The sequence below is a fragment of the Corynebacterium nasorum genome (genome assembly GCF_030229765.1).
GTDB lineage: Bacteria > Actinomycetota > Actinomycetes > Mycobacteriales > Mycobacteriaceae > Corynebacterium > Corynebacterium kefirresidentii.
The window spans coordinates 1-10,594 of the sequence record NZ_JASPGY010000014.1 but is presented as its reverse complement, the minus strand read 5'-3'; the positions used below and the strand labels follow the sequence as shown (position 1 = coordinate 10,594).

Below are 10,594 nucleotides of genomic sequence, written 5' to 3'. Positions count from 1 at the left end.
GCATCCTGGTCAAATTTTCTTGGCATATTCCAGATTTCCCATCTACTCAAACGGAACAAAACCTGGGACACTTCAGAGGAACACATAACCTAGAAAACCTCCGCGTACTTTGTCACCAATGCCACACCAACAAAACCACCCAAGAAACCCGCACCGGAAAGGCAAAAAAGAAAAAGCTCCTCCACCTCCCACAACAACCACACCCAGGACTCACCAATTAACCAAACCCCACACCCCAAAGTTGCACACCACCACACCCCATCACGTAAAGTGCACACCGTGCACAACAAAGCACAAACCCAAACACGAAAGGAAAACAAATGATTGCAGACCTCGTAACCAACGCACAAGAAGCAGCACACGCAGCCATCTCCAACGGCTGGGACACCCTCGAGCAGGCAAGCCTCTTCTTCCGCAAGCTGCCATACCTCATCCCAGACGCACTCAACGAGTTCAACCGCAACATCCTCGGCTTCTAAAACACAAGCCAAACAACCCCCGAGGCCACCAAACCTCGGGGGTTTACTCATACCCCCACCCAGGGGCAACCCCCGCCCCCACAACTCTCCAACCCACGGGCGACCAAGGCGTTTAGGGTACGTACGGGTCTCGAGAGTGGCCTGTTCCCAGTGTGTTGACGTCTTCTCGCCGACTTTACAGTCGCTATAACGAACTTGATTTCGATTGGGAATACGTATGAAGTACTCCTGGAGGCCGCTTTAGCGTCCAGTTGTTTGAACAGAGAATAGAATCTTCGAATTCGAGTGGTTTATCGTCATCTCTAGGGGTGGTTTAGAGGTTTGAGTGAGTTGCCTCGTTATCTTCCGTGGTTGTCTATTCTAAAGGTTTTTCTGAATTGTAGATGTCGAATTGTTCCCAGTTTTGGTTGCTATCACTGATTATCATTCTTCCGGGAGGAAGTTTTATGGTTTTGGGGTCGGTTTTTGTTGGTTTTCGTCCGAGTATGAGTTGGGCTTGGTCTATGGTGTGCACGTTGGTGCATATTTTGGTGTTGGTTTGGTTTCGTATCGGGGCGGGTATGGCGGTTGGTGTGATGTCGGCGGTGGCAATTGTGACAATGATTCCTGCTTGGTGGCAGTTTTTCATGATGTTTGCGGTTTTTGTGGCTTTTGCATCTGGGGGTGGGGTTGCCGTGTTTTTTGTGTTTTTTGCTTTAAAGTATTGTTGGCTTTCGTCGAGGATGAAGATTTCTAGTCGTCGGTGTTTGGTTTTTCCGTTCCAGTAGTCGATGCCGTCTTTTAGGCGTTGTTGTTTTAAGTTTTCGAGTGCCTCTAAGGCATCGGTGATAGCTTGTTCGGTTTCAATTGCGCCGTGGAAGTAGGTTACATGTGCGTCTGGTCTTACGGCGTTCATGATGCCTTTGAGGAGGGCGGTTTTTCCGTTTCCTGGTAGGCCGGCGACCAGGATGTTGGAGGCTTTTCTGAGTTGTAGGTGGGTTTTCTCTCCTGTTTGGGTGTTGCGTCCAATTGTGAGGATGTCTTTGTTTTGGTCGTAGGTGATTTTTCCGGGGATTGCTGCTGAGTTTGGGAGTTTCTTTGATATTTGTACGCGTTGGTCTGCGATTTTGATTCTGGTTGGGATTTTGAGGATGTTGTCGAGTTGTTTGGTTCGGGTTAGTAGCTTCCACCATTCTCTGTCGCCTGGTGCTATTTTCATCCAGCCTTGTGGGCTGATTTCTTTAATTTTCACGTTTGCTTTGAATTCAACTGTTGCTTTGTGTTTTGCTAGGCGGCGCACTGCTGGGTCTCGATACCGAGTGAAAAAGTAAACCTGTCGTGTGATTGCTGCTAGTAGTGCTGTTATTGCGAGAGTACTTAGCAGGATTAGTGCGCCGTTGTTGATTTCGTCGCGGAGTGCGTCTAGGTGGGGCGTGTTGAGGGGGATGGTTAGGGTTTTCATGCTCATTTGAGGGTTGTTTTTATTTGGTGTTGCGTTGGCGGCTTTTTATACCGCTATCTTCCCTGGAAATATTGCTCAGTATGCGGAGCAGCATAATGGGTTCGGGTTAGATACTGATACTAAGCGTTTTGTGCGTTTGTTTGTTGGCCTTGGTGTCTTCCAAGGCCTTTTATTTTTGGGCTAGAATCATGCCTTGCTCATTCATCGCATTTTAGATTTGAAGATCTGCTTAGCCCACCAGGCCCTGAAGAAGTTGAAGCGAGCTATGAGTCTGTCTCGGTCACCTGCTCGTAACGCACCACGAGGCAGGAGCTCTTAATCCTTAAGTCAACAAATACTCCGACGTGTGTTGAGGGTATAAGTTGTCGTCGCGTCGATTATAGCGCAGTGCGTGACAGTTACCAGCTGTCATGCCGCCGTGAAGGAGGGCACCCAGTTTCTGGTGGGGTCACTGTGAATCCTAAGCGTTTTAAAGCATCCATCGCGACGGCGGGGTTATCTCGAACAGATGCCTGGAGTTGGATGTCAAACCACTTTTCTCGAGAATGTTTCAGCGCTACCTCCCAACCGTTTTTTCCTCGAAACCCGCATTCCTGAATTACGAAATACAGAAATTCTTCGAGAGATGGCCGGAATCGATGGCCTCCTACCGGTACATGGAGCGGACTTATGTCTCCATCTTTCCTTTTATCGGTTTTACTAGTCCTTCCATTTTTCATTAGGGCTGGGCTAAGAAGACCTCCAATGCCCGAAAAATGAATATGGGCAGCTGGAACCCGCTCCTTGTCTCGCTCGTATTCAAATTTGATTGCAGATTGTGTATGGACACGGATTGAGTAATCACTGTGTCTAACGGTCAGGTACTGTCCACTTCGGTCACTTTGCAGCTTATAAGTAACAGCTAGGGCATACAGATCACAGGGACTGATACATTCGCATTCTTCAATGCTTGAGGTCCCCCGACCGTAATGCAGCGGTGCCTGAAACGAAATGACGTAAACACCAGACTGGTCATTTACGTCAAGACGTTTCTTGAGTTGTGATTCCCGCAGCGGCAGTGCTGCCATCAATATTGCAAGCACCTCGGAAGCGAAATCTTGTGCTGATTTGTCGCTGAATTCCCGTTGCGTGACTGAGCTACTCGTCAATGTCGAGCATCATTTCTACGCGACGAAGTTCGTCATAAAGCTCACGTTCTTCCATCGAAAGGCAACCCATTGAAGCCAAGTCACGAAGATCCCGGAGGCTGATCGGAGCGCCTTCAACTGAGGAATATGCACTAGTAAGCTGTTTCGAAAGCTCGTCGTGGCGGCGGTATAAATCTTCCGGTGTATGACGCCTGATTGTAAGTGACATATTTTAGGACCTCCTCTGCTTCAAGTATGTCTGAATATAGTATGCGGCACGGACATTGAGCACCAGCGGGTCATGGTTGCGTTTCTCGATATTGCTTCGTTCCCGCCTTTTTGTAAAGCAATCTCTGCACGTCATTTAGCAAATACCGGTTAGTGCCTTTGGTTGATTGTCCTTTTCGAATTTTTTCTCTTTCTGCCCATTTCCTAAGTAGTTCGGGTGTGATCTGGTACCCCTGTTGTCTCAACTTGTAGGTGAGAGTTTTTGCGGTAAGCCACACTTCTTGCGGCTCTCCTATTGGTTCTGGTGGTCGTGTGCGGCGTAGTTTGTGGTCGAGTTCTCGTATTTGGTGTTTGATTTCGTCGAGCATGAGGGGGGGCTACGTCGAGTTGGCTTATGGGCCGGCGTGGTTTGGGGTTGTGAGTGTCATGGTTTTACCTCCCTTGTGGTTGGTTTATTTGTCTGCCCAGAGGTCGTAGGCGCGGTCTTTCCAGGAGTCGTCTTCTTGTTCTTCGAGTTCGTCTGGGTTGGGTTCGTTGGTGTCGTCAAAGGGCCATGCGTAAATCATTTGGTGTCCTTCCATGTGATGGTGATGTGGGCGCCGGGTGGGTTGGTGTTGTTGGCGTAGTGTTTGGTGGCTGTCCAGTGGGTGATGCGGGCGTCGTTTTTGACGATGCCGGCTTGTTCGATGCCATCGCCGATTGCTCTTAGGTACTTATCGAGGTCTCCTGGGGTTGCTGGCACGTTGAATCGGGGTTTCTTAGGCCGTGGCACCCAGATGGTGGTTTCGACGCTTACAGGGCAATCTAGGGGCTGTTTTGGGGCTACTGTGCGTCCGGTGTTGATGATTGCTTTTCTCCATGCAGGAAGTTTCTTGTTCATCTCGACCATGACGCCGCGTCCCACGTGCCTCTTTGAGCCTTGGGTGGCTGGGATTCCGTCTACTCGGAAAGTGATGGTGTTCATCAAAATGGTGGTTGCTTTCTTGGTGGTTTGTGGGTGCAGCGCCTGGCGGGGTTGGTGCCTTTTACCCACCCGTTTTCGTCGCATTGGTCGCAGTTGTTGATTGCTTGGCGGCGTTGTTTACGCTCGTTTGCTTTCGTGGTTTCTTGCCGTTCGTCATGGGCGCGGCGGGCTTCTGCGCATTGGCCGCATTTGGGGACGGTGCCGGGTGCGAGGTGTTGGTGGTCTGGGCAGCGGCGTGGGTCGGGTTGGCTGGCGGCGTGAGCCGCCGCTAACTCGTCCAGACTTTGAGGTTGAGGGGTCGTTTCGGCGCTGTTTTCTGGTGCGTTAGCGGTGCCATTTTCGTGTCCCCCTCCCCCCTTCTTATTTCTTATTTCTGCTTTAGGTTTGCTTCGCTTCTGCTTGAGTGTTTGCTTAGCACTTGCTTTAGCACCTGCTTGGCTTCTGCTTGCGGGGGTTGTTTTCCCAGCTCTCTTAGCCAATCCACCCTTACGCCCGGCTTCTTGTTTCTGCTTTCTCCGGGCCTCAATCTCTGCTTTTGAGGTCTGATGCTCCAAAAAATCGTGAATAATCCACTCGTTTTCAGTCTCTACAAGTGACGGTTTTTCGCCATCGTTGGAAGCAAGCTCCAAGCACACGTCAAGCGGCCACTTAGCAGCTGCTAGCCGTTTGCTTAACACCCCATCTGTCTGCATCCGACAGCTATACAAAATCATCTCTAGGAGTGCCCACCGGGCTTCCACAGACACCACTTGCATCTTCGGCGAATCCGCAAAATCATGAGTGATGACCGCGTACACGCGAGGGTCGTGGGGCATTATCTTCTCCTCCTTTCTCTATGGATTGGAATAACTGGATTAGTGCGTCGAGGAAGTCTGGGCGGGCGCAGTACAGGTCTTGGGATTCGAGGTATGCGCGCATGTCCTCACGCTGCTGATGGGTGGGCATTTAGTTGCTGCTTCCGATTGCGTTGATGCCGCGTTGGGTGTGTTGGAGGGCGGGTACTTCGCAGATGTCGTGGTTGTGGGTGGGGGTTACTACGAGTTGTGCGATGTAGTCGCCGGCCTGAATGTGCTGTGTGGTGTCGCCAGTGTTATGCAGGCTCAACTTGATTTGGCCGCGAAAACCCTGGTCAATAATGCCGGTGCCGTTACTTAGAACGAGGTTCCGTTTGATTCCAGTACTGGAACGCACAAACAGCATCCCTACATGGCCTTCTGGTATGGCCACATGGACTCCCGTGGTCCCCATACGATGCGCCCCTACAGGCACTGTGAGGTCGTGGGATAGGGCGAGGTCCATGCCGGCATCACCCTCATAAGCAAACCGAGGCTGATACGCGTCCTTATCTAGGGAGTAGTAAAGCAATTTGGGTTCCTTTCAGTGTCGTTGTTCGTCTTTTTCGAGGATGAATTTCGTCATGTCTGCCGCGTCGAAGTAAGCATCGCGGTAGAGGCTGCTGCCTGCTGCGAGGGTTTCGAAGTCGAGCTTGAGCTGGCGGACATCATCAAGTAGGTGTTCGTAGAGGGGCTGGTATTTCATGCGGGGCAAAAAAGAACCCCGCCTGTGGACTGTGGAGGTCCTAAACAGCGGGGCTAGGTGGTGGGGTCTAGGCGATGAGTTTCAGTGCCCAGATGAGTGCGTATATGGGGTGGTTGGGGTCTGCTATGCCGCCGTCTGGGGTGTAGGCGTAGGCGGATAGTAGGTCGATGAGTGTCTGCATGATTGCTCCCTAGAATGGAGGCGTCTGGTCTTGGCCTGCCTGTGCTGGCTGGGACCACGCCCCACTAGCAGCGGTTTGTCCATTCTGCGCGGCGTTGTTCCACTGCTGCTGCGCATTGTTGGGCTGCTGTTGTCCGCCACCCTCACGTGGGTTACGGTTCACCTGGGCGGTGGCGTAGCGCAGCGATGGGCCTACTTCTTCCACGTCGATCTCAAAGACGCTTCGGTTCTCGCCCTCGCGGGTTTGGAAACTGCGCTGCTTTAGCTTGCCGGTCACAATGACGCGCATGCCCTTAACTAGGGATTCTGCTGTGTTCTCCCCTAGTTGTTTCCAGGCGTTGCAGGTGAGGAACATTGCTTCGCCGTCTTCCCACTGCTGGATTTGCTTGTTGTAGGTGCGTGGGGTGGATGCGACGCGGAAGTTGCATACTGCTGCACCTGCTGGTGTGAATCGTAGTTCGGGTTCTGCGACGATGTTGCCGATGATGGTGATTGGGGTTTCGCCTGCCATTTAGAGTTCCATTTCTTTGAGTTGTCGTTTGTTGAGGTTGGCGCGCATGTAGACTTTGGCGCCGCGTGATACGGCTTCGCAGGGGTATTCGTTGAATATGGGTACGGTGCCTTGGCGGATTCGGTCTGCGAAGCTACGCGCCCGGCCGCGTAGTTTGTCCGGCGGTAGGTGCTCGATTGTTGGGTAGAGGTGGGTGATGGGCACTTCTGCCCACATGCCGTTGTTCGCCAACATCTCATCCAACAGTTCATTGGCACGTTCAGGGTTCATGTTGTCCCGCCCGCCACGTGGTGGGAGGGAGCGCACAAACTTGATGGGCATTTACTGCTCCTGTAGTTCGTTCCAGCGGGTGCGTCCGAGGTCGAGGACGGCTTGGGGAACGTCTGCGTCTTGGCGGATTTCTTGCATGAAGTTGGTGACCTCTTCCGGGCTGGTGAGTTCAGCGAGGGCGGCTTTTACGTCCTCCACGAACTGGTCATCCTCCCCCGCCGGCTCCGGTTCCTGTTTCTTCTTCGGAGCCGGGGCGGCAAGGGCCTGCTGCGTCACATCCTGACGAGTGGCAGTAGCGGTGACTGGGCCGGTGTTGAAGTTGCCGTTTTCGACCTCTTCGCGGGTGTAGTCCACACCACCCATGACCTCGTTGCAGGCTTCGCGTACACACTCGGACACAGCACGGTTCTTCAGCATCAGCTCTGGGTTCTTCTTCCAGTGGCCCTTACCCCACAGGCCGTGTGCTTCGGCCTTGGCCTTATCCCAGCGGATAGTGTGCTCGAAATCCGGGTCATCGTGGCGGATGATGGTGCAGGTTGCGGTCATGGTTTCCGGGTCGAAGGATTCGCGCAGAATGTGCTTCGCGGCGCGGACACGGGTACGCATGTACTTCGCGGAGAAGGTGGGCACGTTGCCTACGAAGTACAACTCCGACATGGTTACCCATGTGGATTCACCCATGGACTGTGCCAGCTCCTGGGCTACGAGCACGTTGGCGGGGTTGCCTTTGAACTTGTCGGGAATCATGTTTGCCTGAGACAGAACCTCCGCGTGCTTCATCTGCACCGCCAGATTATTCTCAAAACTATTAGTGGCGATTTCATTACTCATTTAGATGTTCCTTTCGTCGTCGAATCGGGCGAGGGTGATTTCTGTGAGTGTGAGGGCGGTTTCCTCATCATGGTCGCGGGCGGTGAAGCACTCCATGAGGTAGATGGCTTGGTCGGCGAATGCGGTCAACGCTGCGTAGTTGGCTTCTGTTGCTGTTCGTGCGACTTCCAGCCGCCGGTGGGGCATGTCACTGGGATTACTCATAGTTTCTGGCGCTCCTTGTCTACTTGGTCGTGGATTTGCTGGTAGAGGTCACGCAGTTCGGGGAACGTGTCTCCGTGGTCGACCATCCAGTCGAAGGCTTCGCTTTGTGCGCGGTTGAGCGCGCGCTTCTTTTGGTCTTTAGTGGGGTATGTAGACCCTGGCGCAAATAGGGGCATCAGTTCACTACCTTTGTAAGCCGGAGGCGTGTGGCGCCTCGTCGGGTTTTGGTGTTGAACTCGGCGTAGAGGTCTGGGTGGGCGGTCTTAAACGCCTTAGAGTCGAAAGTCTTAGAATCCTTGGTGGTGGAAACACTCACCTTGTAGCCGGCGTGCGTACCCGCGTAGGAATCACCGAGTAGTTTCAAAAGGTCTTTCTTGTACGTCTTGGCTAGGTCAGACCAGCTGGCGGATTTTTCTTCCGCGTCCGCTAGTTGCGCTACGAGGTCTTCTACCTCGTCGGCGTCTTCTAGGCTGGTGACCTCACCCATCCAATCCGGGGTGGTGCCTTCCAGCCAGGCGAACCATTGCGCGGCGGTGCGTTGCATGTCCTCCACCGCCTTGGGGTCATAGTGGATTACCTGATACTCGTACCCGTCCGGGGTGAACTCCCCGTCCTGCTCCTTGTAGTACTCCACTAGCAGCACGCATGCTTCGGCGCCCGCGTGCCACATGTTTGCCTGTACTTGCAGGTAGTACCCGTCGGGGCACCAATCATGCCAATACCCACCAGTGAACGGGTGCTTAGCGGTCTTAATCTCACCAATCACCTCCCCGTCCTCGCTGTATAGGTCTGGGGTGCCACACAGGCGTTCATCGTCTGGGTTGATGATGATGGTTTGCGGGTCCGCGTTGTACACAAGACGCGAATCAACCTCGACCACAAGCGGAGCCAGTATAGGTTCACGGGCTGTGCCCCAAACCGTGTAATCATTACCGCCCCACCGCTTCCCTGTTTCCTTCTGCTCGCGTAGCTCCTGCCACTGTCTAGCAGTCCTGCTTAAAAGCAGGTCCCTTAGCTCCGTTGAGGTGAGGTGCTGGCGGCGGAACTCGAACCACGCTTCCTCATTATCTGGTTTAAATGTTTTCAAAAGACGCTCCCCTAAAAATCGCAGTCCCCCGGTTTGACCTGCTCAGAATCTTCTTCGCTCTCCGCGCATGGAACTCGCAGAAGCGGAACCCGAACCCCAACCCAATATCGTCGGTTCCGAGTTCATTACATTCCGTGTGCAGGCACCCGTACTCTTCCTTGAACTGGTCTAAGGCCTCATTCGCGGCTTTACGTGACGTGAACGAGGTAGGGGTTGGAAGATTCACCCACCACAACCCCTCCCGGTATCTAGCTGGCATTAGCAGCATCTCGACCCCTTCCTGACATATTCTTCAATCGTCTTGCATTTCACGCCGTAGACCGTGGCTAGACGCTGCTTAGCAAGCTCAGGTCCAAGCAGTCGCACAAAATGCGGGTATTCTTCCGCGACTAGCTGCTGCGTGGTGAAGACCTGCTCGTGGGCACGATGGCGGCGCAGGTCGTGTACGAAATGCATCGCCTCACCCCAGCTAGTGGCTGGAAAGGTGAGGTCCTGGTCGTGAACATTCCACAATCCCGCTTCTTGGTCTTTCCTGATTCGGGTCTTTACATCCATACTGGTGGCACCGAAATCACGAGGTGGAATAGGAAACCAATCATGGCGCCGAAGATGCCGGTAGCCCATGCGAAACGGATACGTTTCTCAGCTACGTCCTTCCAATATGCAACCTCCTTATGGGTTGGTTCGTGGCGCTCCGGGCGGTTATTTGTGGGTTGCATTGCGGACTTTCCTTTCATGGGCTGCGATTTGGCCGGCGATGCTGTTGGCACCACCAGCGAGGGTGAGAATCTGGCGGCGGGTTTTCTCCGGTAGGTGTGCCAGTTGGTAGATGGTTTTCAGGCGGGTTTCAATATCAGTCATGTGGGCTTTCGCCTCAGCGTGCGTAATCTGACGCATCTTTTATCTCCAGTAGATTGTGAACTTCAGGGTGCGGGGATTTCGACGGCGGCGCAGCAGTCTTTTTAGCCAGCTCATACCGACTCCCCCATCAAAAAGGCGTCGCACCAATCACGGCGCACACGCCACCTGCGACCAACTTTCACGCCGCGTAACTCGCCACGCTGCAAAAGCGTGTACACGGTGTCGCGGTCTATCCTCATGTATTCAGCTGCTTCATCAGCCAGCAGCCACGTGGTAGTATTCATAGTGTTCCTTCCTGGACAGATAGGGATTGCACAAGGTCGGGACCCCGGACGTGGAAGTCAAAAGGGGTCCCGCCTTTTCATGCTCAAGAGAAAAAGGGTTGTGCGTGATTTGTGGTGTGCGCACCCCACCGAGAAACATTTGCGTGTGCTGGTTAAATAGAACTCATGGCAAACCCAGCAGAATTACTTCACAGGCAGCTTTTGGGGTGGACTGATGGCCGCACCAAGACAGCTAAGGAAGCTAGAAACTTTAACAAGCAGAACGGTGAAAATAACTCCCAATTTCAAAGTCGAACTGCTCAAATATGGGCAGACCATAGGCTTGCTGTAACCCGACTAAATCAAGTCGTAGAGGCAATTGAAGTTGCCAAACGCGAAGGCGTCCCTGTCACGGTTTACGACCGGTTCATACCCCAGTGGACTAAAGCAATTTTTGCCTATCCACACGGGTGGTCCGAAAGATCCGAACCGGGAATTCTGAAAGCCCCATTAGACCAATTAGAAGGTGTGGCTGAAGTGTCCCAGGTTTTGTTCCGTTTGAGTAGATGGGAAATCTGGAATATGCCAAGAAAATTTGACCAGGATGCG

At 53.0% G+C, this 10,594-nt stretch carries 19 protein-coding genes; 3 read left to right on the top strand and 16 right to left on the bottom strand.

Annotation, left to right across the window (positions count from 1 at the left end; all coding sequences use genetic code 11):
• Both QP904_RS11545 and QP904_RS11540 read left to right on the top strand, forming a co-directional pair.
• On the top strand, positions 1–221 hold a 221-nt coding region (locus tag QP904_RS11545; RefSeq protein ID WP_284836113.1), incomplete at its 5' end, for an HNH endonuclease.
• Between the two features lie 99 nt (positions 222–320).
• Positions 321–479, top strand: a complete 159-nt coding sequence (locus QP904_RS11540) for a hypothetical protein (protein ID WP_284792230.1) — start codon at positions 321–323, stop codon at positions 477–479.
• A gap of 355 nt (positions 480–834) precedes the next feature.
• On the opposite strand, the gene QP904_RS11535 is transcribed toward QP904_RS11540, so the two are convergent.
• The 16 genes from QP904_RS11535 to QP904_RS11460 form a co-directional block, all read right to left on the bottom strand.
• Positions 835–1,926, bottom strand: coding sequence for a P-loop NTPase family protein (locus QP904_RS11535; RefSeq protein ID WP_284816900.1), 1,092 nt, complete (start codon positions 1,924–1,926; stop codon positions 835–837).
• A 1,131-nt stretch (positions 1,927–3,057) separates the two neighbouring features.
• Positions 3,058–3,276, bottom strand: coding sequence for a hypothetical protein (locus tag QP904_RS11530; RefSeq protein ID WP_284836112.1), 219 nt, complete (start codon positions 3,274–3,276; stop codon positions 3,058–3,060).
• Between the two features lie 561 nt (positions 3,277–3,837).
• Positions 3,838–4,239: a RusA family crossover junction endodeoxyribonuclease gene (locus QP904_RS11525; protein ID WP_284836111.1), complete on the bottom strand. Its 402-nt coding sequence runs from the start codon at positions 4,237–4,239 to the stop codon at positions 3,838–3,840.
• Positions 4,239–5,054: a hypothetical protein gene (locus QP904_RS11520; protein ID WP_284836110.1), complete on the bottom strand. Its 816-nt coding sequence runs from the start codon at positions 5,052–5,054 to the stop codon at positions 4,239–4,241. The genes QP904_RS11525 and QP904_RS11520 overlap by 1 nt, the downstream gene beginning before the upstream one ends.
• A gap of 130 nt (positions 5,055–5,184) precedes the next feature.
• On the bottom strand, positions 5,185–5,538 hold the full coding sequence (locus tag QP904_RS11515; RefSeq protein ID WP_284836114.1) for a dUTP diphosphatase: 354 nt from the start codon (positions 5,536–5,538) through the stop codon (positions 5,185–5,187).
• A 78-nt stretch (positions 5,539–5,616) separates the two neighbouring features.
• A complete protein-coding gene (locus QP904_RS11510; RefSeq protein WP_284836109.1) occupies positions 5,617–5,778 on the bottom strand; it encodes a hypothetical protein in 162 nt (53 codons plus the stop codon).
• A gap of 190 nt (positions 5,779–5,968) precedes the next feature.
• The gene (locus QP904_RS11505; RefSeq protein ID WP_284836108.1) at positions 5,969–6,469 is read right to left on the bottom strand and encodes a single-stranded DNA-binding protein; all 501 of its coding nucleotides are present in this window, start codon (positions 6,467–6,469) and stop codon (positions 5,969–5,971) included.
• The gene (locus tag QP904_RS11500) at positions 6,470–6,790 is read right to left on the bottom strand and encodes a hypothetical protein (RefSeq protein ID WP_284836107.1); all 321 of its coding nucleotides are present in this window, start codon (positions 6,788–6,790) and stop codon (positions 6,470–6,472) included.
• On the bottom strand, positions 6,791–7,570 hold the full coding sequence (locus QP904_RS11495) for a recombinase family protein (protein WP_284836106.1): 780 nt from the start codon (positions 7,568–7,570) through the stop codon (positions 6,791–6,793). It lies immediately after the preceding gene.
• Positions 7,571–7,774 (bottom strand): hypothetical protein, encoded by a 204-nt coding sequence (locus QP904_RS11490; protein ID WP_284836105.1) that lies wholly within the window; start codon positions 7,772–7,774, stop codon positions 7,571–7,573.
• Complete coding sequence (locus tag QP904_RS11485) at positions 7,771–7,950, bottom strand: hypothetical protein (protein ID WP_284836104.1); 180 nt, start codon at positions 7,948–7,950, stop codon at positions 7,771–7,773. The genes QP904_RS11490 and QP904_RS11485 overlap by 4 nt, the downstream gene beginning before the upstream one ends.
• The gene (locus tag QP904_RS11480) at positions 7,950–8,861 is read right to left on the bottom strand and encodes a YqaJ viral recombinase family protein (RefSeq protein ID WP_284836103.1); all 912 of its coding nucleotides are present in this window, start codon (positions 8,859–8,861) and stop codon (positions 7,950–7,952) included. The genes QP904_RS11485 and QP904_RS11480 overlap by 1 nt, the downstream gene beginning before the upstream one ends.
• 258 nt (positions 8,862–9,119) lie before the next feature.
• Positions 9,120–9,416: a hypothetical protein gene (locus QP904_RS11475; protein WP_284836102.1), complete on the bottom strand. Its 297-nt coding sequence runs from the start codon at positions 9,414–9,416 to the stop codon at positions 9,120–9,122.
• Positions 9,407–9,580 (bottom strand): hypothetical protein, encoded by a 174-nt coding sequence (locus QP904_RS11470; protein ID WP_284836101.1) that lies wholly within the window; start codon positions 9,578–9,580, stop codon positions 9,407–9,409. The genes QP904_RS11475 and QP904_RS11470 overlap by 10 nt, the downstream gene beginning before the upstream one ends.
• The gene (locus QP904_RS11465) at positions 9,564–9,722 is read right to left on the bottom strand and encodes a hypothetical protein (RefSeq protein ID WP_284836100.1); all 159 of its coding nucleotides are present in this window, start codon (positions 9,720–9,722) and stop codon (positions 9,564–9,566) included. Before QP904_RS11465 ends, QP904_RS11470 begins: the two co-directional genes overlap by 17 nt.
• Positions 9,723–9,832: 110 nt before the next feature.
• On the bottom strand, positions 9,833–10,006 hold the full coding sequence (locus tag QP904_RS11460) for an excisionase family DNA-binding protein (RefSeq protein ID WP_284836099.1): 174 nt from the start codon (positions 10,004–10,006) through the stop codon (positions 9,833–9,835).
• 165 nt (positions 10,007–10,171) lie between these two features.
• On the opposite strand from QP904_RS11460, the gene QP904_RS11455 reads away from it, so the two are divergent.
• Positions 10,172–10,594, top strand: a 423-nt coding sequence (locus tag QP904_RS11455) for a hypothetical protein (protein ID WP_284836098.1), incomplete at its 3' end; no start/stop codon positions are given.